General features: G+C 39.1%; 24 protein-coding genes. 12 read left to right on the top strand and 12 right to left on the bottom strand.

Features of this window, described 5'->3' with window-relative positions; translation table 11 throughout:
• Window positions 1–68: 68 nt before the first annotated feature.
• The 3 genes from QNI15_RS15610 to QNI15_RS15600 all read left to right on the top strand — a co-directional run bounded on the left by QNI15_RS15610 (window position 69) and on the right by QNI15_RS15600 (window position 3,116).
• Window positions 69–509 (top strand): nuclear transport factor 2 family protein, encoded by a 441-nt coding sequence (locus QNI15_RS15610; RefSeq protein WP_314032500.1) that lies wholly within the window; start codon window positions 69–71, stop codon window positions 507–509.
• Window positions 510–581: 72 nt separating this feature from the next.
• Window positions 582–1,622, top strand: coding sequence for an NADP-dependent oxidoreductase (locus QNI15_RS15605; RefSeq protein ID WP_314032498.1), 1,041 nt, complete (start codon window positions 582–584; stop codon window positions 1,620–1,622).
• 843 nt (window positions 1,623–2,465) lie between these two features.
• Window positions 2,466–3,116 (top strand): class I SAM-dependent methyltransferase, encoded by a 651-nt coding sequence (locus QNI15_RS15600; RefSeq protein ID WP_314032497.1) that lies wholly within the window; start codon window positions 2,466–2,468, stop codon window positions 3,114–3,116.
• A 207-nt stretch (window positions 3,117–3,323) separates the two neighbouring features.
• Here the strand turns inward: QNI15_RS15600 and QNI15_RS15595 are convergent, their stop codons facing one another.
• From QNI15_RS15595 to QNI15_RS15560, 8 genes are all read right to left on the bottom strand, one after another.
• A complete protein-coding gene (locus QNI15_RS15595; protein WP_314032495.1) occupies window positions 3,324–3,788 on the bottom strand; it encodes a VOC family protein in 465 nt (154 codons plus the stop codon).
• 71 nt (window positions 3,789–3,859) lie between these two features.
• Window positions 3,860–4,675 (bottom strand): AraC family transcriptional regulator, encoded by an 816-nt coding sequence (locus QNI15_RS15590; RefSeq protein ID WP_314032493.1) that lies wholly within the window; start codon window positions 4,673–4,675, stop codon window positions 3,860–3,862.
• Window positions 4,676–4,854: 179 nt separating this feature from the next.
• A complete protein-coding gene (locus QNI15_RS15585) occupies window positions 4,855–5,085 on the bottom strand; it encodes a glycosyl hydrolase family 65 protein (RefSeq protein ID WP_390902197.1) in 231 nt (76 codons plus the stop codon).
• Between the two features lie 158 nt (window positions 5,086–5,243).
• The gene (locus QNI15_RS15580; RefSeq protein ID WP_390902196.1) at window positions 5,244–5,981 is read right to left on the bottom strand and encodes an MGH1-like glycoside hydrolase domain-containing protein; all 738 of its coding nucleotides are present in this window, start codon (window positions 5,979–5,981) and stop codon (window positions 5,244–5,246) included.
• Between the two features lie 15 nt (window positions 5,982–5,996).
• The gene (locus QNI15_RS15575) at window positions 5,997–6,449 is read right to left on the bottom strand and encodes a hypothetical protein (RefSeq protein WP_314032490.1); all 453 of its coding nucleotides are present in this window, start codon (window positions 6,447–6,449) and stop codon (window positions 5,997–5,999) included.
• Between the two features lie 280 nt (window positions 6,450–6,729).
• Window positions 6,730–7,482, bottom strand: a complete 753-nt coding sequence (locus QNI15_RS15570) for an SDR family NAD(P)-dependent oxidoreductase (protein ID WP_314032489.1) — start codon at window positions 7,480–7,482, stop codon at window positions 6,730–6,732.
• 123 nt (window positions 7,483–7,605) lie between these two features.
• Entirely contained in the window at window positions 7,606–8,766 is a 1,161-nt protein-coding gene (gene chrA / locus QNI15_RS15565) for a chromate efflux transporter (protein WP_314032488.1), read from the bottom strand.
• 74 nt (window positions 8,767–8,840) lie between these two features.
• Window positions 8,841–9,887: a flavin monoamine oxidase family protein gene (locus QNI15_RS15560; RefSeq protein WP_314032487.1), complete on the bottom strand. Its 1,047-nt coding sequence runs from the start codon at window positions 9,885–9,887 to the stop codon at window positions 8,841–8,843.
• A gap of 202 nt (window positions 9,888–10,089) precedes the next feature.
• Here QNI15_RS15560 and QNI15_RS15555 point away from each other — a divergent pair, with 202 nt between their 5' ends.
• From QNI15_RS15555 to QNI15_RS15540, 4 genes are all read left to right on the top strand, one after another.
• Window positions 10,090–10,986 carry a helix-turn-helix domain-containing protein gene (locus QNI15_RS15555; protein ID WP_314032486.1) on the top strand — a complete coding sequence of 299 codons (897 nt, stop codon included), beginning with the start codon at window positions 10,090–10,092 and terminating at the stop codon, window positions 10,984–10,986.
• A gap of 83 nt (window positions 10,987–11,069) precedes the next feature.
• Complete coding sequence (locus QNI15_RS15550) at window positions 11,070–11,357, top strand: hypothetical protein (protein WP_314032484.1); 288 nt, start codon at window positions 11,070–11,072, stop codon at window positions 11,355–11,357.
• 75 nt (window positions 11,358–11,432) lie between these two features.
• Window positions 11,433–12,101 (top strand): VOC family protein, encoded by a 669-nt coding sequence (locus QNI15_RS15545; protein ID WP_314032483.1) that lies wholly within the window; start codon window positions 11,433–11,435, stop codon window positions 12,099–12,101.
• Window positions 12,102–12,427: 326 nt separating this feature from the next.
• Entirely contained in the window at window positions 12,428–13,129 is a 702-nt protein-coding gene (locus QNI15_RS15540) for a helix-turn-helix transcriptional regulator (RefSeq protein ID WP_314032482.1), read from the top strand.
• 40 nt (window positions 13,130–13,169) lie between these two features.
• On the opposite strand, the gene QNI15_RS15535 is transcribed toward QNI15_RS15540, so the two are convergent.
• Together QNI15_RS15535 and QNI15_RS15530 are read right to left on the bottom strand one after the other, a co-directional pair.
• Complete coding sequence (locus tag QNI15_RS15535; RefSeq protein WP_314032481.1) at window positions 13,170–13,541, bottom strand: SnoaL-like domain-containing protein; 372 nt, start codon at window positions 13,539–13,541, stop codon at window positions 13,170–13,172.
• 456 nt (window positions 13,542–13,997) lie between these two features.
• A complete protein-coding gene (locus QNI15_RS15530) occupies window positions 13,998–14,426 on the bottom strand; it encodes a hypothetical protein (protein WP_314032480.1) in 429 nt (142 codons plus the stop codon).
• Between the two features lie 571 nt (window positions 14,427–14,997).
• Here QNI15_RS15530 and QNI15_RS15525 point away from each other — a divergent pair.
• The 3 genes from QNI15_RS15525 to QNI15_RS15515 all read left to right on the top strand — a co-directional run bounded on the left by QNI15_RS15525 (window position 14,998) and on the right by QNI15_RS15515 (window position 17,365).
• Window positions 14,998–15,981, top strand: coding sequence for a helix-turn-helix domain-containing protein (locus tag QNI15_RS15525; RefSeq protein WP_314003083.1), 984 nt, complete (start codon window positions 14,998–15,000; stop codon window positions 15,979–15,981).
• A gap of 94 nt (window positions 15,982–16,075) precedes the next feature.
• Complete coding sequence (locus QNI15_RS15520) at window positions 16,076–17,011, top strand: DUF6268 family outer membrane beta-barrel protein (RefSeq protein ID WP_314032479.1); 936 nt, start codon at window positions 16,076–16,078, stop codon at window positions 17,009–17,011.
• A 144-nt stretch (window positions 17,012–17,155) separates the two neighbouring features.
• Window positions 17,156–17,365, top strand: coding sequence for a hypothetical protein (locus QNI15_RS15515; protein ID WP_314032477.1), 210 nt, complete (start codon window positions 17,156–17,158; stop codon window positions 17,363–17,365).
• A 205-nt stretch (window positions 17,366–17,570) separates the two neighbouring features.
• Here QNI15_RS15515 and QNI15_RS15510 read toward each other — a convergent pair whose 3' ends face one another.
• Complete coding sequence (locus QNI15_RS15510; RefSeq protein ID WP_314003093.1) at window positions 17,571–18,161, bottom strand: hypothetical protein; 591 nt, start codon at window positions 18,159–18,161, stop codon at window positions 17,571–17,573.
• A gap of 956 nt (window positions 18,162–19,117) precedes the next feature.
• On the opposite strand from QNI15_RS15510, the gene QNI15_RS15505 reads away from it, so the two are divergent.
• Window positions 19,118–19,531, top strand: coding sequence for a response regulator (locus tag QNI15_RS15505; protein WP_314032476.1), 414 nt, complete (start codon window positions 19,118–19,120; stop codon window positions 19,529–19,531).
• Window positions 19,532–19,645: 114 nt separating this feature from the next.
• Here the strand turns inward: QNI15_RS15505 and QNI15_RS15500 are convergent, their stop codons facing one another.
• The gene (locus tag QNI15_RS15500) at window positions 19,646–19,966 is read right to left on the bottom strand and encodes a hypothetical protein (RefSeq protein ID WP_313978052.1); all 321 of its coding nucleotides are present in this window, start codon (window positions 19,964–19,966) and stop codon (window positions 19,646–19,648) included.
• A 356-nt stretch (window positions 19,967–20,322) separates the two neighbouring features.
• Between QNI15_RS15500 and QNI15_RS15495 the strand changes: the two genes are divergently transcribed.
• Window positions 20,323–21,450, top strand: coding sequence for a PAS domain-containing sensor histidine kinase (locus tag QNI15_RS15495; RefSeq protein ID WP_314032474.1), 1,128 nt, complete (start codon window positions 20,323–20,325; stop codon window positions 21,448–21,450).
• Window positions 21,451–21,455: the final 5 nt, after the last annotated feature.

Below are 21,455 nucleotides of genomic sequence, written 5' to 3'. Positions count from 1 at the left end.
TATCCCTTTTATGTATCCAGTAATGGGTACTCAGGTATTGCTATGCCAATTTTTAACAAAAACACATCATGAATAGTCAAGAAATAGAAGATAGAGTTTTTCTCAGAGAGCTGATTGATAGCATTTCTATCCTGGCAGATAAAAAAGATGTGCACGCCCAGGTGCAGCTTTTTTCTGAAAATGCAATCTCAGAAACCTATATAAACGGCAAGCCATTTTTAAAGCTAAAAGGCCGCATAGAAATGGAAAAAGCCTTTACTGAGTTTCTTAAAAACGTTGAAATCGTCTACCATTTCAATGGACAGCAACAGGTAGCTATCCAGGGCAATAATGCTACCGGGACATGCTATTGCTTAATCACCTTGATTGGCACCGAAGATGGCAAAAAAATAAAGACCAGTATCGGGGCTGTTTACCAGGACACATATATCCGTCAGAATAACCGTTGGCTGATCACAGAGCGAATAGGAAATTTTGAGTGGCAGGAAAAACACGAAGTCAATTCTTAACAGGTAAACCCTTCACAGCTTAAGTCCATAATAAGAATCCATTCAATAAAGAACATACTAAAAATCAATACAATGCAACCATTCGAAAACGCAACAGATAATATAAGCAATACACAAATGATGAAGGCCATTCGGCTCCATACATTTGGTGGACCAGAAGTACTACGTTATGAGGATGTGCCACTTCCTACAATCGAGCCGGGCGAGGTGCTCATTCGTGTGCACGCAATCGGGATCAATCCACCTGACTGGTATTTACGTGATGGATATAAAACAGTTCCAAACTTCAAGCCACCCGTAACTTTACCTGTCATTCCCGGATCGGATGTTTCGGGTGTTATTGAGGCCATAGCTCCAGATGTGCAAGGTTTCGCTGTTGGTGATGAAGTTTTTGGAATGATTCGCTTTCCCAGTTTCGGAAAAAGTGCTGCTTACGCTGAATATGTGGCTGCACCTGCGTCAGATCTGGCACACAAACCAGCTGCCATTGATCATATACATGCTGCAGGTGCCCCTATGGCAGGCCTTACAGCATGGCAGTACCTGATCCGGTTAGGGCACAACGAACCTAACCCATTTCAACCTCAGCCTCATAGTCCAGTACCACTCACTGGTAGGACAGTGCTCATAAATGGGGCAGCAGGCGGTGTGGGACATCTGGCAGTACAGTTGGCAAAATGGCAGGGTGCACAGGTGATTGCAGTAGCCTCAGGAAAGCATGAAGTGTTTCTGCGTGAGCTTGGTGCAGATCAGTTCATCGACTATACAACGCATGCTCCTGAGGAGGTGGTGAAGGAGGTAGATCTTGTCCTCGATACACTTGGCGGACCTACTACTGGACGTTTCCTTCGTATTCTCAAACGTGGTGGTGCTTTATTTCCCGTGTTCCTGGGTTTTGCTGACCATGAACAGGCAGCAAAGCAGGGCGTAACGGTTTCGGCAGCCCAGGTACGCTCAAACGGCCTGCAACTGGCAGAGTTAGGAAGCCTTCTTGATGCTGGAACTGTCCGTATAGCTATTGATAGCACGTTTCCTCTTTCAGATGCCCAAAAGGCTCATGAACGGGCTGCTCTTGGCCATATTCAGGGAAAGATTGTGCTTACAGTAATGTAATACTGTGTACAAATAATGACATCAAAAGGTATAGTTAATACCTTTTGATGTCATCAGATAAAAACTACGACCAATAAGTATAACTCACTTGCATAGAACTTGTAGATAAAACATGGATGGGTCTTGAAGTGGTTGCTATCTGGTCCACTCCCTGTAAATCGCTCAATTCATCCTATTATACAAATGGGTGGAAAATCTATGGAGTGAGAAAATCAGGCAGAAGGCTTTACTGCTTGATAAGAATAGAGTTATTGGCTTGAGAGGTTGTCTAAAATTATTCTTAAAGGCTGCAAAGGTATATTTCGTGGTGAGTTTATTTAGACGATCAGCCGAAAAACAGGTAAAATTGTAGCTCGCATGTTTTTAGTTTGTATATAACGTTACTAGGATCTGACTTTACAAAATGAAGCTGTTTAAACAAATTTTAAAGAGACGAAAAGGATAGATTTTGGAGCGAGACGAAATTATTTTGCCTGGCGTAGCCTTATGAAGGCGCAGCACAAAAGATGCTTTTCAGCTTCAATCCCCAAGTTGGTGTTATCACCAACTTGCATGAGGGGAAAGTGGTCGTTGGTGATAACACCAACGACGGGAAATGGTTCTTCAAGAACTTTCGTATAATCTGCCTTTGCAGCCTTTATAAATTTGTTTAAACTGCTTCAATAGCTATTTGACAACTTCTCAGAGCCCGTATGAAGTTTTATCTTTACTATAGAATGCTTCTATGCGTATTTTTATCGGCAAGGATACACATATATAGCCAGTATAGAACTTATATACAAAGCTATTGCCTAAAGAAGCTGATCGGATAGGATGTAGCTAAAACAGATACCAACCAAACCTATGCAGGAACAAAAAGACATTATAGATTACTATGACAAGATAGCGACAAATTATGCAGCTAAAATCCAAGATGAATTTGCGCCTAATCAGTTTGAACGAGTTTTAATACGAGAATTTGCGTTAGAAGTCCTCCATAGAGGAAAAGTGATCGATGTGGGGTGCGGTTCCGGACAAATTACTGACTTTTTATCCAAGCATAAGATCACCGATCTGGTGGGCATAGACATGTCTTCTCAAATGATACATATTGCAAAAGAGCAATACCCCTTGCTGCAGTTTGAGGTGGCAGACCTCCAACAGCTACCTTATCCAGATCATTCTTTTGGGGCAGTCCTTGCTTTTTACTCCATGATCCATTTTGATGAAGAGCAACTGAAAATCGCATTTCAGGAAATTAAAAGAACCTTGTCTGCCAATGGACAATTCCTATTGGCTTTTCATACAGGTAACTCGATCAGGCATCTGGATCAGTATGTAGATCACCCGGTTAGCATTGATTTCTATTTTTATGAAATCGGGCATATCATGGAATTGCTGATAGCACTCGGATTTGAAATCATAGACATAATGGAACAACCCAATCCTTCGGCTTTGGAAAATGGGAGTAAACGAGCCTACATCTGGTCGCAATACAATCCTTCACTCCTTTGACTTTGAAACGGTCTGACTATTTGCATATTTCTACTATCAACTGGAATCACAGGATTCTAGTTGATATGAATAGTGAAGGCTTCTGGTCGGTATTAGTACCAATGAACTTTTTATCATCATTCAGTTTAGTAATAACACAATGACAGGAATAAACATCTACCCTTTTCAGGGTGATGTTTACTCTATTTAGATATTCAGCTTGTTGTTCTACCTGGGAGAATACTTTACGATATCAATGCCAACACCATTAGGGTCCTGAATAGCAAAATGCCTGTCGCCCCAGGGTTCATCCCGAATGTCAATTTTAATGGGAATACCTTTTTTCTTTATCTCCTGATAGATCTTGTCCACATCATCCACTTCAATAGTCAGATACATTCCCTGCCCCTGAAACGGTTTATGAAAAAGTGATTGTTGGGAAGCATGATTAGGCAATAGAAAGCTTAATTCTGCTTGCTGGCCAGGAGTATGCAGCAATATATAAAAGTCATTTTCAAAAGTAACACCAAAGCCCAGCACATTGGTATAAAAAGCCTTGCTTTCAACCAGTTTTTCAGTGATAATACCTGCGTTTAGTTTCATGGTATGTCGGTTTGATGATGATAAATGAGTTTGTGTATAACCATGGGTTATCAGACAAACAAATGCGAAAACAGAGAGTATCCTTTTCATAGAGTTGTGATAAAAGAACACTGCAAAGTTCGGAGGGCTAACCGTAAAAATATTGTAAAAATCGGACAAAGTTACTCTGCAAAGGCCTTACCGGGTGTAGTGCCATACAAGTGTTTAAAGTCTTTTATAAAGTGAGCCTGGTCATAGTAGCCAAGTTCAAAAAATAGTTTATTGTGTCGCAAGCTCTCTGCAGAAGGCTGTGTATTGAGCAAATGCTGAAATCGGACTACTTTACAAAAGATTTTAGGTGTATCGCCAATGTAAAATTCAAAGAGTCTGCGTAGTTGTCTGGAACTAAGACCTGTATCCAAATCTTTCTCAACATCAAGAACTCCCTGGTGATTTAAAATAAGTTCGATAGCCTTATATACTCTGTTATCGTTATCAAAACGCACCTTCGATAATGAGTTAAACAGATAGGTGTCCAGCAATGTTTTAATCTCATGTAGTTGTAAGGAAGAGGTAAAATGCTTGCCAATATATTGAGCCATTTCAGGAACCACCAATGCCAGATCTTCCAGTCGATTGCTTAGTTCAGAAGCACTGATTCCAAACAATTGTGCAAACATAGTAGGCAAGAACCGGATTCCAATATAATTAAATGTATTGGCTAGTGAGAACTCGGTGTACTTTTCACAGAATCCCATGACGAAGGCATTTTGCAAAGCATTTAGTTCAAAGAAAACATCAATACAGCCATCCGCAACCACTCGATAGGTGAATGACTGTGACAGAGGTTGTAACGTTTTTAATTGCCAGTAGCAATAGATGAACGGCTGAAGTGCCGGATCGGGTAAAAACTCATAGTATTGTACATCAGGAGTAGAGGGTCGGATGGTTGGTTGTACAGGTGTATATAGCTTTCGAATATCAGCAGGTTGAGACATACATATTTTGAGGCTTCTGGATTTATAAAAGTATACTTTATTCAACTAAACATCCAATATATAGCAGAACTTGGCATTATCAGTAGTGCGCTTTTCTCCATTGTTCAGCTTGCAGAGGATATATTGGAACATGTGATGAGAATAGAGAGATGCAACTAGCGTTGTATTAGCTAGCATACTCATAGACCTAATTTAATGATAGCATCTTTTGGCTTCGTCGACTCAAATACAACCTTCCCATCAACCAGTATGTAATATCCCTTCTTCTGATTATACTGTTTGCCTGTTTTATCATAATAAATCGTTAGGGTTTTATTTTTATAACGCACATTGTCCAGACAGTAATAATTCCACTCATGTTCGGGAAGAAGTGGATGGACCACAAGATCGTTGTCTGCAGAGGGGCGTATACCAACGAGCCCTGTTATAATTAAATCGATAAATGTGGAATGGTTATAGTCTTTCCCTCGTTCTTGACCTCCTTTCTTCTGACTCCAGGTACCATTTTCCCAGGTCTTTAATCTTGTTCTGGATACCCAGTCTCCGGTAAATAGATTAATGTTTTCATCTATCCAAGGTTGTGAGTGGCATCGGGGAAGCTGATTTGGTGTGAGGAACTATATATTTTTACTAATTGGTAGTAATCATTTTTTGATACGTATGGCTGAGTGTAATTATTGAGCAAATTGGCCATTGCCGTAAGTGTGATTGACGTTGAAAATGGCCAGCTTGGTCCATTCCATTGGCATTCATGCCCTTGATAAGAAATCCTGAATTTTGGATGGTTTTGTGCTGCAGTAGTGGGATCATATTTTGCATAAAAATAGTTGGGATTCATTACGTACTTCCATGCTTGGGAATATTCTTTGGGGGGAATGTTAAAGTACCATGGGGTATAGCCATGCAATTCCAGTGCATCAGAAAATGTTAAATTTCCACCCCAGGGAATTACTTTATAAAATGCTGCCTTCCTGTCCCATAACCTGGTATTGATGTTTTTTTTGATTGTGTCTGCCTTACTTTTATAATACATTGCTTTGGTTGTATCCTTAAGTTTGAAGGCAAGATTCATCAAAGCCTCCGCTTCAGCAAACATATAACTATTTATAGTTGCTCTGTATCCTTTCGTATCACAGTTGGGATATTCACCTGAAATCGATAGTTCCATTCCATCTTTGTTATCTGTTTGCCAGAAGAAACCAGTAGAATCCCAATTTTCTCTTTCCCACTCCCTGAAGTTGTATTCCAGATAAGGAAACAACTCTGCCAGCAATGAATCATTGGGATGCACATGGGTATAGTTTATTAGCGCATTGGCTATTCAAAAGGAATAACCTCTTGCTGTTTTTGCCCCACTTCCTTTTAGCCAAAACCTTGCATATTCTTCAAAATAGCTCGTTTCTTTTAACCACCTTCCTTCCATAAAATGAAGAGCGGCTGCACAGGCAATCGAATTGTATTTACCCGCCCAATACACATCTGGAAGAAACTCTGTGATAATGTGACCTTCTGGCGTATTACGGATATGTTTACGATAGGTCCACCACCTGAAATAGTATGTTTCTTCCAGTTGCTTATCCGGACAATCAAAAAACGGAATATTGTTTTCTAAAAAACTCCATGCTTTCTCATTACTAAAATCTCCGAGCTTATATAGTTCATAATCATTTTTATTGAATGCTTCTATATAATGTTTGTAGTTATCCTTTTTTAAAACCTGGCCAGTAGTAAACTCAACAATTGACAAAATAGAAAACACCAATAGCTTTTTCATATATACAGGTCTTACATGTTAAATACGTAGGTAAAGCGACAGAAGCAGTATAAAACTTTCTATATGCATCCAATCTAGAATGTTAAGATAGTGATATAAAATACAATAGTAAGTGAGCGGAAAGCTATTTTTAGCTAACACTCACTTACTAGTATTCTCACTTACTTATGTTATTTTACAAATTAATCAGACACTCTTTGAAAAAATGCATTAAAATGTATCTAAAAAGCTCTTATTTTTAATTTTGCTATGCTCTTTTGATGTGATCAATTGCACTTCTTTAGTTCCTTCCTGCCATCACACCACCATCGATATCCCAGATAGCTCCGGTAACCCAGCTTGTCTGCTCTGACAACAGGAATACAATAGTCTTTGCGATATCTTCAGGTCTGCCCACTCTGCCAATGGGATGAAAAGTATTAAACCCCTGCAATGTTTCTTCTATTTTGCTATCTTCTATAAAAGAACCGTAAATAGGGGTTACTACTACTGCAGGCGAAACCGCATTTACACGGATATTGCTGTCGGCCAGTTCCATTGCTAAATGCTGTGTTAAACTATGTAAGCCTGCTTTTGCCATCGAATAAGCAGAAGACGGAGTAGCTTTAATAGCTTGTTTTGCCCACATTGATCCGATATTTACGATAGAGCCTCCCCCATTCTCTTTCATAACTTTAGCAGCTGCCTGAGTAATAAAGAAAAAGGCTTTGTTGAAGGTATGGTATATATCATAGTCCTGCTCGGTATGTTCTAAGAATGATTTTGGACTAAAATAACCTGCTGCATTTACCAGGTATTTTAAATTGGGCATTTCCCCTTGTAATGATGAAGCAAAAGCTTTCACTTCACTTTGTGTGGACAAATCTACTCCTTTTGTTTTTATCGCTCCAGAAGCAGATAGCTCCTGTTTAGCTTTTTCAAGATTCTGACCAGTTCTGCCTACAATTACAACCTCTATCCCTTTTTGCAATAAAAGATGTGCCGTGGCTTTTCCCATTCCGGTTGTACCACCAATAATTAATGCTTGTTCCATTCTTTGATTTTTTATACGATGAACGTTTTGTTGTTGCAAAGTTCAGCAGAAGACCAGGCTCAAAAAATGGACGAAATTGAAAAGAAATGGTAAATTCAGGAATAGGTAAATTCAGGAACGGGCTTAAATACTAAGCAATAAAAAACCACCAGCACTTCCTGTTACTAACACGACGACAGGACTAGCCTTTTTTGTAAAAAGTGTTAGAACAAGGCATATCAACAAAATTACTGTCCCCTGCCACTGTTGTATAGATGCGCTAAATAAATGAAGTCCTACTACAGCGATTACTGAAATGGATGCAGCACTAAGCCCATCTAAAAACACTCTTACTTTCTGGCTTTTCCGGGCAACAGAAAGTAGCTTATGCAGAAAAAAGGAAATAAAAAAAGAGGGTAAAAAAATACCGATAGTTGCTAGTATACCACCTGTGGTCCCACCAATAAGATATCCGGCAAACGTGGCACTCGATAGTATAGGGCCAGGAGTGATTTGTCCAACAGCAATCGCATCCAGTAATTGCTGATGATTTAGCCAGTGGTTATTTTGCACAAGTGCTTCGTCCATATACGCAAAGAGAACATACCCACTACCGTACAATACGGCACCAATTTTGAGAAAAATGAAAAAGAGCTTAGCCTCTGAAAAATGTGCAGGTATGTGCAGATGTGTATATATCTGACCCAGAACAGGAGAAAGAAACGGACCGGAAAATACTGCCACTGTGTTTTTTACATGATAAGCCACATAGTTTATAATACCTGCTCCCAAGATAAGCAATACTTCATTGAGACCATACAGGGAGCCTGCAAAAACCAAACAACACAGTACACTAAGTATTTTATTATCTTTCAAGGTAGTCGCCGATAGCCGAAACACAGTACTTAGTACTAAGGCTGTAGTTGCTGGTCTGAGGCCAAAAATAACGTTCTGCACATCTGGAAGTGAGCTATAGGTCTGATAAAGGTAACCCAGAAGTAAACAAATCAGCATAGCAGGCAAGATATAACAGATACCTGCCAGTACTAATCCCATTCTTCCGCCGCGTTCCTTCCCACAATGCATCACTACTTCCACGGCATTGGGTCCTGGAATGATATAAGAAGCACTCAGAACATCCATGAAATGTTGATGATCAATCCACTTTCTTCGAATCACCATTTCGTTTTCTATGGTGGCTACCATGCCTACAATGCCACCAAATCCTATTGTGCCCAGTTTTAAACAGGAGGTAGCAATTTCCTTTAATTTTGTCACCTTGCTTTCTGCGCTGTTTTCGTCCATATGATAAACGTATGATTATATTTTTGTGATAGGCACTAAAGTCGTCAAACGATAGGATACACTTCAGCAGGCATTTAAAACTTCTCAGAAACTGATTTTGCAGAAATAATTGCACCTTCCATGTAGCCAGCAAATCGGGTGGCTGTCTCTGTACCACAAAAATGCAGCTTACCATCCATATACGATGAACGCAACACCGGATGACCATTATTTTGATGTGGTCGCAGGATAACAGCACTTTCATCCTGAATATATTCACCATCCCATACTTTATCAAAATAGGCGATTGGGTTGGCTGCTTTTGATCCCAAAAGTTCACCAAGCTGGCCCAGTACAAATTCTTTCCGTACATCCTGACTATAGGCAGCAGCTCCACCATTTAGAAATCCGGTAAATCCATACTTATTTTCTTCAAAATTGGTATGGTCATACATTTCTACTACTATCCCAGCATGGGAGTATACCATGCCTGAATAGCCTTCTTTTCTCCAGAATGGCTCAGCATATTCCAGGGTAAACTTGATTGAACCAGCAATCCAGGTTTGCACTGTCGGAAAGAGTTGACTGACAGCTTCTGGCAATGTGGGTGAAAACTGAACTTTAGTAATGGTTAATTGAGGTGGCAGACAAACAATTGCCTGATCTGCGCTAAAAACAGTACCGTCAGTTGTCTCAATCTGCACCCCAGCATTGGTTTGTTTAATAGCAGAAACCTTTTTATTCAGGTGAATTTGTTCGCGGTTTAGTTTTTTAGCCAATGCATGGATAAGCATTTGTGTTCCCCCAACTAGTCTGTAAGATGGGTTATCTGCTGCTGGAACAAAGAATTTTTGTGGAGGTTCAAATGATTTTGTTTGAAAAAGAGCAATACCTTCCGAATACTGCGGGTACTTTGTCAAACCCAACTCTTCTATTAACCCGAGCAAATGGATATGTAGATCCGAAAACCAGGTAGCACCTAATTCCAACGGTGTCCCAAGCAAACCTGTAACAGTATGTATGCGTCCACCCAGTCTGTCAGACGCTTCTAAGACAGTTGCCTCCATACCTTTTTTCTGAAGAAAGAATGCTAGTGCTAAGCCACTTAAGCCACCGCCAATAATAATTACGTTTGATTTCATCGCACAAAAATGATTCTTTAAAACAGGGTATTTAGTGGACAAACGCGAATTTGTATGGTAGATATGAGCAATCTCCTAATAGTGGCGCAACGATCTTCTTTATTGCTGTCAGATTTTTGTAGATTCGTTGTCAAATGCAAGTTCGGAAAAATAACTTTCTGAAATAGAAGTAAAGAAGAATAACATAGATCGTAGAAAGGTTATGGCAAAAGAAGAAACTACAATTAATGAATACCATCTGAACAGGCATCAACCCGATAAGCCACAATTTGCTATTCATGATCTGCATGAATATTTAAAAAAGCATCAGAGTAATACAACCAGACCACATATTCATAGCTATTATCAGATTATCTGGTTTAAAAGTGGAGCGGGCAAACACTTTGTCGATTTTAAAGAGTATGAAGTTTTGAATAATACCCTATTCTTTATTGCTAAAAATCAAGTTCATTATTTTGATCCAAATACCCATTACAAAGGCTTTCTATTACATTTTAATGAAACCTTCCTGGTCCAGAAAGACAATGAAACAGACTTCTTTTTGAAATATACGATTTTTAATAGTCCCTACCAGCAATCCTCCTGCTGCATGGATAAGGATATGGATTCTATCTTGGAGGAATATATCAGACAAATCATTCGGGAGTTAAAGGGTGAAGAAGCATTTGGACGGGAAGAATTAGTAAGAGCATCGCTAAAATCCTTTCTGATTCAGGTACAGCGCAGGAAAAATGAACTTGAGCAGGCAGACAACATTGATTCATTTACGTTGAATGAGAAAAGAGTTCAACTTATCAAATTTGTAAACCTGGTAGATCAGCATTACACAAAGGGATTTTCCGTAGCTGAATATGCCGATTTACTATTTATATCTTCAAGAACCTTATCAGATATTACTAAACAAGTTTTGAACAAAACACCGTCACAGATGATACAGGAACGTATTATCCTGGAAGCACAGCGGTTGTTATTGCACTCTAATATGAATGTGAATCAGATTGGCTATCGGTTAGGCTTCGATGATCCTTCTTATTTTGTAAAGTATTTCAAAAAACACACCCAACTATCACCTTCAGAGTTTAGAAAGTCTATTTCCTGAATTTACCATTCCTTTTCAATTCCGTCCATTTTTTGAGTCTTCCTCTCTTTCGACTTTTGCCTTATATTTAACATTTAAATCCAATGGCAAAAGCATATTTACAAATCAGTCTGAAGATTGATCAGGCAGACAGAGCAAAAGCAGCAGGCGTTTACACTCAATACAAAGCACCTTTCCTGGATACTATAAAGGGAGCAATATCCAAAGAACTCCTAATACGAGAGGAAGATGTTCAGGTGTTACATGGTTTTGCATCTGCCGATGATGCAAAGGCGTATCTTTCAAGTGATCTGTTCACCAGTGATGTTGTGGTTGCATTAAAACCGTATCTGAAAGACACGCCTGATATCAGAATTTATATTGTAGCATAACATAATTTTGACCGCAAACGGAAATACCACAAAAGCTGAAGAAATATCATCTGTACCCAATCATAGTATCTCATCATGATTTCTCAAGATAAAATCAGCACAACATTTGACCATTTGATTTTTGGTTCTTACTCACTTGAAGATGGAGTAAGTTTCATTTATGAACGGCTTGGTGTTTTGCCACAAAAAGGAGGGCAACACCTGATGATGGGAACGCATAACGCTGTTGTTAAACTAGAGGATCAAACCTATCTGGAAGTCATTGCTATTGATCCAAGCCTATCCAACCCACAAAGGCCACGCTGGTTTGGCATGGACACCTTGCAACCAGGAAGCGAGCCCAAATTACTAACATGGGTAGTTAGAACCAACGACATCCAAGGAGCCGTAGATCGTTCAACAATGCAACATGGCAAAATCGAATCGTTACAGCGTGATAGTTACCAGTGGCAGATTGCTATTCCCGAAAATGGCCAGATGCCGTTGCAAGGGATTGCCCCTACGATCATCCAGTGGCAGGGTCAAACCCACCCCGCTCAACTTTTATCTCCTTCTGATCTGACTCTTGAGGCAATTGAAGCATGGCATCCAAACGCAACTGAAGTGAACGAATGGCTAAGTCAAATAGGTTACCAGGGAAAATTTACTGCCCACCTACCAGAGGGAGGAAAAACAGATAAGTCTAGGTTAAAGGTCACACTTGGATCAAAAAAGGGAAACATAACATTTGAGTCTTTTGTTTGACTGAACATTCTCTTGCTCAACTAAAGGACTTCGATTGAGTCAACAGGCAAACGTAGTTGCAGAGGTGTATTCGTTTTAATCATCCTATTTTACAAAGTCAGTTCTTTAATACACATTTGGTTTTTACCATCGATTCATATTTTAGTAGTAACAATGGGGCTTAGATACAACCAGATAAAAATAATCGTAAGCTATTTGTGACACAAACCCTATAAACACATGAGTGGATCAAATCTATTTTATGTTAGTTTTGATTCACTCAGTGCGATTCTTATTCCAAAGCAAGGTTATTTTTCTGTATTCATACAACGTATCAAATCATACCAATGGATAACGATATAAAAAGGCTTACCCGATTGACTGCCATTTTAACACAGTTGCAGTCAAAACGATTAATCACAGCCCGAAAGCTGGCGGATAAATTTGGCGTGAGCAACCGAACCATTTACCGCGACATGAAAACACTTGAAAGGGCAGGTGTTCCCATCGTTATCGAAGAAGGTAAAGGGTTTCGTATTATGGATAGTTATCGGCTACCGCCTATCATGTTTACTGAAGAGGAAGCGAATGCATTGTTGACTGCCGAACTCATTATACAGTCCAGCAAGGACTCTTCCCTGATCCAGCTATTTTCTGAAGTTACAGGAAAAGTACGATCTGTACTGCCGGACATAATTTTAAGCAAAACCGAAAGGTTAGAACAGAAAATGGGCGTTTCCAATACCTATATTGATCAGACTCCCAAAAGCAAGTATTTGATCGATATTCAAAAAGCATTGGTTGATTGCTTAGTGATTCGTATTGACTATACCAATAAAGCAGGCCAGTGCACCCAGCGGAGTGTAGAGCCTTTTGCTATCTACAGTAACCAATACAATGAATGGGTATTGGTCGCGTTTTGCCAGCTAAGACAGCAACTACGCTCGTTCTCGTTAGTGAATATAGATAAACTATTGATTACCAACGCAGGTTTTGAACCTCAAAAAATAACCTTCACTGAATACCTAAATAAGGCATTTGGTAACTAAAACTGGCCAGCACGAAGCGCTGGCCAGTTTTCAGGAGTAATCAGGCAAAATCGTCATAGAAAAACTGTTCTTTGACAATTTTACCATTACGAACTTCGAATACACAGATTTGCTCTTTGTTCTTTCTGGGTTTGCCTTGCATGGTAACATCCATTCCTGTCATCATTGAGAAAAAGAAGGTAGAAACAACCAGTTCACTCATGTAGCTGCTGTGCATTTGCTCAACCTGAGAGAAAAAAAGACTTTCTTTTTGTCTGAGTGCGTCTATTCCTGTCACTACCAAAGGAAGCTTAGAGTCGTTTTCAGGCTCAATACTGACGGCATTCGGAGCGTAAAGTTCATTTTGAATTTGCTCATAAAGGTTTTTCTGGATGAGCTCATAATACCGGTTTGCTACTTGTTGTGTTGTCATAATTTTTGATGAATTAAATGATCAGGAGCAAACGTAATTTGGTAGTGAGACAACCGTATGTCTAAGGTGCTAAAAACTTTTACACTATTTTCGGCTTGAATTGCCATTTTTTATCAGAAACCAGAGATCACTCTATTTGTCACACATGTCCCGCTCAGGCCCACGCCGTTGCGTGGCAAGCAAGTCGTGACAGGTGTGGAGGGGAGTTTCTTTCAGAAGGACAGGGAGGGAGTTTTCTTTATCGGATTGAAGGATCGGAAAAAGTTTCCTTTTTGGATTATCACGCTGTGGTGTGACAAAAAAGTAATATGGTAGGAAGAATTAAGAAAGAGACAATAAACAAATGAAGAGAGAATAGTTCTCAAAAATTACCCCAAGCCCACATTTTAAAAACATAGACTTGGGTTTTATTCAGATACAACAGTCGGAATAAATCATGCTTGTATTATCAGCAATTTATTTTCCTGCAAACTTACTTTTCAGTTCACGTATGAGCTTGTTTACTACTGCTTTGCTGGAATTAAATCCGTTAGTACCATTTGGGCTTGATTTATAGGCATTGGATTCCCACATTACTTCTCCCTTCGGATCGATCAGTTTAGCCACCAGCATAACAGAAGTTCCACCCCAGGAGGTTAAGGTGATGCCCTTAGATGCGGTAACATCGATTTTGATTTGAAAGTCTGCTGCTTCTTTCTTGTCAACTACCTTCCAGTATCCCCACTCTTTAAGTTGTGCCTCCAACTGCTCGGCGGTGTGGATAGCATTTTCATTTTTAGAGGTATTCTCTACAAAAACCTTGTTGCCTGCTTTCAAAGCAGCTTGCTGGGCTATACTGTATCCCAACGAAAAGAATAAACAAAGACAAATCAGGTATCTTTTCATAGTATGTAACAGGTAGGGTCTGTGAAAAAATGATTGAATAAGGCAGGTTAGCTGCCACTTTTAAGTAGTCCTGATCTTTGATCAGCTACAGAAGCAAAACTAGGGCAATGGGTAGGAAGAGTCAATCCCGGAAAACCAGGATTTTTTTACTTTGAGGAGTTAGAGATTGTCTAAAATAATCTTAAAAGCTGCAAAGGCATCTTTTCTGCCCATCGTTGGTGTTATCACCAACGAGTTGTTTCCCATCGTTCATGTTGGTGATAACACCAACTTGGGGATTGAAGCTAAAAAGCATCTTTTGTGCTACGATTTCGTCCATTTCTCGGCCCGTAGCCGCTGGCTATGCCCCTCAAAACACGCTTGGTCCGCTCTAAAATCTGCTCTTTTCGCCTCTTTAATACTAATTTAGACAACCTCTCAGGGAGATTAAAAATACTGAGTATTAAATCGAAAAGGTAACAAAGCAGGATTTGAACAAGCAAAGACCACTGTATTTTTGTATTTTCGTACAATTTTAACAGTAAGAGTTGAGGTACATAAAAATGTATAATACTATTAGTACGTATAGCCAATGAGGGTAGTTATTTCAGGCAGCGATAATCGTGTCATATCTGAGACAGAGAGCATTTCAGAAAATGACTTGTCGTTTCAAGCATATAGTAAACTAAAATACTCCAGCAATGAGAGTTTTTGGAAAAGTAGTGCCCATGAAATCAGGTACAATGGCACCCATATTGCCAGACACACTGTAAATGTGTTAGAAGACATTTCGCTTCAAACCTTTGATGCACCAAATGTTGTTAGTCTTTTTTTTGTTGAAAAAGGTATTATCCAATCTGAATCGTATACTGGAGATCGGTGGGAAATAGGCGCTTTGCAACATAACCTGATTTATAACTCTTACAATACCACCGAAACGTTGTTCAAAAAGCAGACTGACTTACGACTTACTATCGTAAGCTTTGCACCCAGGTATTTTATGGAAATGAGTGATGGAGGTGGTAAGGTTATGGACAAGATTGCCTCAACTGTTGCAGGGGGACAAAGCTTTGTGTTAGGTAGTGCGTCCAATCTTCGCCTGAATTTACAAATGCTACAGCTTTTACAGAGTTTGGGTCAAACAGGATATAACACAGCCGTAGAACGGCTCTTGACTGAGTCAAAAGTTTTGGAATTACTGGCCTTACAGATTGGTCAACTTCATAAAGAAGAAACGCTGATCCATGGCAAAAAATTAAGCGCTATGGATATCAAAAAACTGCATGACGTCAGAGATATTCTACTTTCAGATTTGTCTGCAAATTTCACTTTGCATTCGCTTAGCCATCAGGTGGGATTGAACGTGTATAAATTAAAATTTGGATTCAAATTCCTTTTTGGACAGCCTGTTTTCAACTACTTAAAAGAAGCAAGACTAACCTATGCAGCTCAGCAACTTGCACTGGAGACAAAGTCTATCACCCAAATTGCCTACGAAGCAGGATTTGCCACTCCAAGTCATTTCAGTGATGCGTTCAAAAAGTTTTATGGTGTATCGCCTAATAAATTTCGTTAGGTGATTTAAATCCCTTTTACGAAACTCTTACTCCTTTTTACGAAAGATCAATGACCAGATTAGTCTCACTTTTGCAAAAAAAGATATTGTAAAAATGAGAAATCTCCGTTTTAATTGGCTAAGAGTATTCGTAAGCCTGATTATTTGTGTTCCCTGTTTCTGTAGTGCACAAGGGAATGATGTTGAAATTAATGCAAAATATCATCCTACGTCCAGGTATGTTCCGCCAATGGACAGTAGTTCCAGAATTGGGAGTAGCCGCCAGGTTGAGTTTACCCTAAGTTCTCATATCAGTCTCTACAAAAAGATTGATACCACTACCGGAAAAGTAAAACTACTGAATGGGGCATTTTTTGGAAAGAAAACCCCTTTCTCAAATTCGGGATATAACAAACAAATACTTCCCGATGACCTGTATTCCATTAGTGCGGGCATTTCCTATTATGCGTCAATAAATAAAACATGGGCGTATACGCTATTTCTCAATTCAGCGTTAAATACAGATTTTATTTCTGTTGACTACAACGATCTCTTTCTTACGGGTGGTGTACAATTTATCAGGCAGTTTTCGCCAAGATTCAGGTTAGGGTTTGGAGCCATAATCCATAATAACCTGGGCAAACCTATGTTCTGGCCAGCATTATCTGTTTATTGGAATTTTGGGAGGCGCTTCAATGTTGATATCCGTGTCCCTGACGAAGGCAATGGGCTTGCTTATACTATTGGAGTAGGTTATCAGTATAATGATCATTTCAAACTTGGCTTTGCATTTAAACCATACACTATTTCATACGACGTTGAACGTAAAAATGAAATAAACAATCGTTTAATGAACTATTGGCAGCTGCCATTTGAGCTTTCCGGAACATATACCAGAGGGCACTTCGGCTACACTGCAACTATTGGCTTTACAGCGTTGAGAAGTTTTGCCTATGCAGAGAAAGACATAAAGAATATGTTCACAAAATATCCTTACCATAGCCTGAGCACAAACCTTATATTCGGTGCAGGCATCAAGTATCGGTTTTAACTCCTTGCCGAATCCATTGAACTCTACTGAAGGAGTATAGGCTACTTTGTAAAGGATCGAGATAGTAGATTTTGAAGCCTTTACAAAGTATACTATACACTTTATCCACTCAGACCTGGCTTTGATTGTGTTTATACATTTCTTATGAAAACGGTTGAAATCTTTAAGACTAATGTTCAAAATGACAAAGATGCCAAAAGAATCATTGCTTCTTTTTTAGCTGTCTATCCTTTGTATAAAATTAACTTTGACCTGGAAGATGAAGATAACATATTCAGAGTTGAAGCCAATCACTTGGGTATAGGGACAGGAGATAATAATCAATTACATGGTAGATCTTGGCTACAGCTGTGAGCGAATAGACTAATTGTCAAATTAATCTGGCAGAGCTAAAAATTTCGGATGAGAAGAAACTATGCAAAGGCTTCATTGTATGTTGTGGTATCGATCCATCAAAACGAACCGATTTCAATGCCTGGTTAACAAATTCTGAAAAGAAAAAGCGAGTCAGTATATACTAACTCGCTTTTATATACTTTAAACTGAAAAATCAACTTTCTTAGAAACGAATACCAAATTCAGGAAATCCATATACTGATTGATTATAAGTCAATTCAGGATATGTCGATTTGGTACTACCATAGATAGTAGAGACAAAGGTAATATTGCCTTTTGTTACAGGAAACACATCATATTTTGAACTTGTTTGTCTTTGCTCGGTATATGATTTTAAATAGTTTATGTAAAAAGGTGCCCCATTATTGTAAACAGTAATGGCATATTCTTTATTAGCCGTAAGTGCAACTTCGCTAATGTTTGCGGTTGCTGAGGTAGCATCTTTCGATTGAGTTACAGTTACCTGAGTGATTGATTTCTTAGCTTCCACATCCCACAACGTTACCTGGTAGCTACCTGCTTTTGGCATATGTGTTCCTAAGTGAACGATCTTACCCGTTTTACTTGATTTGAAAGTATAACCTACTTCCAAAGTTTCTCCCTCATCAAAAATATAGCTGGTTGTCGTACTATCAGCCATAAAAGTAGCAAAAGGTGTTTCTGTTGGAGCTACTTCATCATCTTTTTTACAGGCGCCTAAAAGTAATGTTAACCCTAATAAGGCATAAGCTGAAAATTGTAATGTTTTGCGCATAGTTTTCATTAAGAGTAATGTAGATTAAATTGAGTGAAGAAGAGAGATAAGGCAAAGCTACCATAAAACAGAAAGATAATATTTTGAATAGTGGTCCAAACATCTCAGATGTATGATAGTATGAAAAACACATCTATCAGATGGTTACTAAGTAGATTGAGAGGGATTTACACTATTCCAGTTATTATTATTTCAGAACCTTTGCCCAGGAAAAGAGAATGGAGAACATAGATAATGACCAGTACAGACCACCCTCTTCATTTTTTGCTTGTCCAAAAAAGGGCATCAAATGAGAATTTGTTGGGCCAGGATGTGTGCCAGCCGCAAAAAAGGACCTTTTCTCCGATCCTACACCCACTGAGTCAAAGCCAACTTCGCGGAGAAAAGATTGCCAGCGCACCTACACCACCATCCACGATTGAAGTCGGCTTGCTCTCTTTCTGACATTTGGTCTTACTTTCTCAATCACATCCTTTACTCAAAATTCGGGATGATTTATGTTAATATTTGAGAAAGCTTTTTATTTGAGAAAGCTCTTTGTTTGAGTTTATTTATTGTTTTGACTAAAGTAAAGAAGGAATAGAAACTGTATTTTTGGAAAGTTGAAGCTAGTATGAACCAATTACCACGTTTATGCATTATACTACTATCGCTTGCTAGTATACGCATTCTAAGTTGTTTGTTATTTGTTTGCCTGCATCCTTCTTATACATAAGAAATCCATTGGCACTACATCGTATCTCTTTTGTAAAGAGTTCTGAATTGGACACTCCCGTCTTTGCCTGTTTTACTGTTCTTGTTCGTCTTTAGCCAAAACTGTTGTCTGTGCTGAAAATCTCTTTACTAGTATACGTTCAACATTTTCGCTTTATTCTTACAACTACAATAGAACTAATTAGTTTCTATTCACTTGTCCGCCTTCTTGTATATAGTCGCGGTTTATCCCTACTGATTCTATGCGCAAAATTCTGATTGTAGACGACGATCCGGAAGACAAATTTCTCTTGCAGATCGCATTTAAAGAAAATGAAATTGATAATCCATTGGTGTTTCTTGGTGACGGATTAGAGCTGATTCACTATCTGGAACAAAACCAGGATTCAGACCTCCCCGCCTTTGTACTATTGGATCTGAATATGCCTCGCATGAACGGTAAGCAAGCATTGCGAGAACTCAGATCAGACAGCCGATGGTATGGGGTTCCTGTACTCATTTACTCTACTTCTACTAACATATCGGAGATTTGTGAATGTTACCAACTGGGAGCCAACTGTTATCTAATTAAGCCTTCAGACTATGAAGAACTCATTAGAATGGTAGCACACACCCATGACTTCTGGACACAAACAGCTGTATTATTTGAGGCTTAGGCTGTTACACCATCGTCCCCGAAAAGTGTATACAAAATCTCTGATGGCTTTATCCAATCCATATTCCTTCAGCAGAACAGGAACTAGTTTGTAAGAAATTGTCCAGGATAGTGTTTAGGTTGTTACCTCTCTGAATAATTGCCAGAGTGCTATTAAATGTAGATCCGGCCAATCGGAAAGGGAAGAAATGACACTACTTTTTGCAGCTGTCAGATCTACCTGCAGGAGTGCATTCTGTAAAACAGGTTTGATAGTATGGAGTTGCTGCTCAAGATCCAAGCGTCTTTCTACAGATACAGGAGTTGGCTGACCTTGTACAATGGAGTTATATTCAATCTGGTATTGAAGGTAAGAGCAAAAAACAGGGCGAAGCGTATCACTCAGCAGAAATAATTGCAACTGTTTTGCTATTTTATCAATCTCGATTTCAGTCATAGACTACATAAATAGAATTTATACATAAAGGCTATAAAATAGTATACCCGAGGTAATATTCTACAAATACCATTTTCCCCTGTTGCCCAACAGGAAATAACTTGTGTAGAATCGAAATAGCTGTATCTGCTAAAATAATACTGAAAGAATTTTCCGGTAATGTGAAAATATTATCCTAATATGCCACCTGTTTGCTATTGATTAGCAGCATGTTATTTGTTACTTTAAGAGCGAATAAGTGAAAGCGTCTCCAACCAGCCCGTAAGAAGGAAGGGGATCAGATAGTACTCTCTGGCACTACTTTTATCTTGTAAAACTATCCATACAACGTTCATCAGCATACAAAAAATATCTATATGGAGTCTCATGATTCTTTAGTAAGCAATACCCTTTATCAGCTAGCAGAGCAGAATGATTTGATAGTTTTTATTTTCGACCCGGATACAAAACAGTTTCTTTACCTCAGCCCTGCGTTTGAACAGATTTTTGACCGAAGCCGTGAAGGTCTTTTATATACTGATCTTTTTTCTTTGCTTGATGCTGACGACCAATCGTATCTGGAAGAAGCTTATCAAAAGTTGCTTTCCGGAGAAGATAACCCGACAGGAGAAGCGAACAAGAACCTTGAATTTCGGATTGCCTTAGCTGATGAGACCATTAAATGGCTACAGGTAAAGCCACTATTGATTACTGATCAACACCATACACGCCTGATTACGGGTACGGCAGAAGATATCACTGCCCGGAGGCACTATATAGAATTGGAGAGCAGACATGCCAATAAGAAAAATGCTATTCTGCAAATCCTTTCGCATGATCTGGCAGGTCCGCTGGCTACTATCCAGTCGTTATCTTCGGTTATATCCACTGCCATCCAATCATATAAAAATGAAGACATCAGCAGGCTAATCGACCTGATTACCCAGACCAGTAAACGTAGCATTAAGATAATCCGGGACTTCATAGAACAGGAATTTCTGGAATCAGCAGAGTCAGACTTGGTGAAGACACGCGTAAATCTGGTCGAAATTGTAGGACAGATGCTGGAGGAGATGCAGCGATCTGAGCAGTATCTGCAGAAAACGTTTCATTTTACCCATTCTGACCCAACTATCTACGCTGTAATTGACGAAGTGAAGTTTGTGCAAATTATCAACAATCTTCTTTCCAATGCCATCAAGTTTACTTCTGATGATGGGGTAATTACTGTCTCAATCGACGATAACGAACAAACCGATACCATTCGGCTTACTGTCAAAGACAATGGGATTGGTATCCCAGAGAAGTATCATGCTTCCTTGTTTGATAAGTTTACCAAAGCACGCCGACCGGGTTTACGAAAAGAAGTAACCGTTGGCCTAGGTATGTCTATTATCAAAACCATTGTAGAATGGCATCAGGGAAAAATCTGGTTTGAAAGTAAGGAGAATGCAGGAAGTACTTTCTTTGTGGAAATTCCACGGTATGGAGCCTATCACAAATAAGTATT

The organism is Xanthocytophaga flava, from assembly GCF_030068545.1.
In the GTDB taxonomy this organism is placed as follows: Bacteria; Bacteroidota; Bacteroidia; order Cytophagales; family 172606-1; genus Xanthocytophaga; species Xanthocytophaga flava.
This window is presented reverse-complemented; position numbering and strand designations above follow the sequence as displayed.

Coding starts and splice junctions, on each gene's coding strand:
- QNI15_RS15515 (WP_314032477.1), top strand. CDS start 17,156: ATGAAAACGGTTGAAATCTTTAAGACTAATGTTCAAAATGACAAAGAT.
- QNI15_RS15520 (WP_314032479.1), top strand. CDS start 16,076: ATGAGAAATCTCCGTTTTAATTGGCTAAGAGTATTCGTAAGCCTGATT.
- QNI15_RS15600 (WP_314032497.1), top strand. CDS start 2,466: ATGCAGGAACAAAAAGACATTATAGATTACTATGACAAGATAGCGACA.
- QNI15_RS15540 (WP_314032482.1), top strand. CDS start 12,428: ATGGATAACGATATAAAAAGGCTTACCCGATTGACTGCCATTTTAACA.
- QNI15_RS15555 (WP_314032486.1), top strand. CDS start 10,090: ATGGCAAAAGAAGAAACTACAATTAATGAATACCATCTGAACAGGCAT.
- QNI15_RS15525 (WP_314003083.1), top strand. CDS start 14,998: ATGAGGGTAGTTATTTCAGGCAGCGATAATCGTGTCATATCTGAGACA.
- QNI15_RS15530 (WP_314032480.1), bottom strand. CDS start 14,426: ATGAAAAGATACCTGATTTGTCTTTGTTTATTCTTTTCGTTGGGATAC.
- QNI15_RS15560 (WP_314032487.1), bottom strand. CDS start 9,887: ATGAAATCAAACGTAATTATTATTGGCGGTGGCTTAAGTGGCTTAGCA.
- QNI15_RS15575 (WP_314032490.1), bottom strand. CDS start 6,449: ATGAAAAAGCTATTGGTGTTTTCTATTTTGTCAATTGTTGAGTTTACT.
- QNI15_RS15545 (WP_314032483.1), top strand. CDS start 11,433: ATGATTTCTCAAGATAAAATCAGCACAACATTTGACCATTTGATTTTT.
- QNI15_RS15610 (WP_314032500.1), top strand. CDS start 69: ATGAATAGTCAAGAAATAGAAGATAGAGTTTTTCTCAGAGAGCTGATT.
- QNI15_RS15590 (WP_314032493.1), bottom strand. CDS start 4,675: ATGTCTCAACCTGCTGATATTCGAAAGCTATATACACCTGTACAACCA.
- QNI15_RS15495 (WP_314032474.1), top strand. CDS start 20,323: ATGGAGTCTCATGATTCTTTAGTAAGCAATACCCTTTATCAGCTAGCA.
- QNI15_RS15510 (WP_314003093.1), bottom strand. CDS start 18,161: ATGCGCAAAACATTACAATTTTCAGCTTATGCCTTATTAGGGTTAACA.
- QNI15_RS15605 (WP_314032498.1), top strand. CDS start 582: ATGCAACCATTCGAAAACGCAACAGATAATATAAGCAATACACAAATG.
- QNI15_RS15500 (WP_313978052.1), bottom strand. CDS start 19,966: ATGACTGAAATCGAGATTGATAAAATAGCAAAACAGTTGCAATTATTT.
- QNI15_RS15505 (WP_314032476.1), top strand. CDS start 19,118: ATGCGCAAAATTCTGATTGTAGACGACGATCCGGAAGACAAATTTCTC.
- QNI15_RS15535 (WP_314032481.1), bottom strand. CDS start 13,541: ATGACAACACAACAAGTAGCAAACCGGTATTATGAGCTCATCCAGAAA.
- QNI15_RS15595 (WP_314032495.1), bottom strand. CDS start 3,788: ATGAAAAGGATACTCTCTGTTTTCGCATTTGTTTGTCTGATAACCCAT.
- QNI15_RS15570 (WP_314032489.1), bottom strand. CDS start 7,482: ATGGAACAAGCATTAATTATTGGTGGTACAACCGGAATGGGAAAAGCC.
- chrA (WP_314032488.1), bottom strand. CDS start 8,766: ATGGACGAAAACAGCGCAGAAAGCAAGGTGACAAAATTAAAGGAAATT.
- QNI15_RS15550 (WP_314032484.1), top strand. CDS start 11,070: ATGGCAAAAGCATATTTACAAATCAGTCTGAAGATTGATCAGGCAGAC.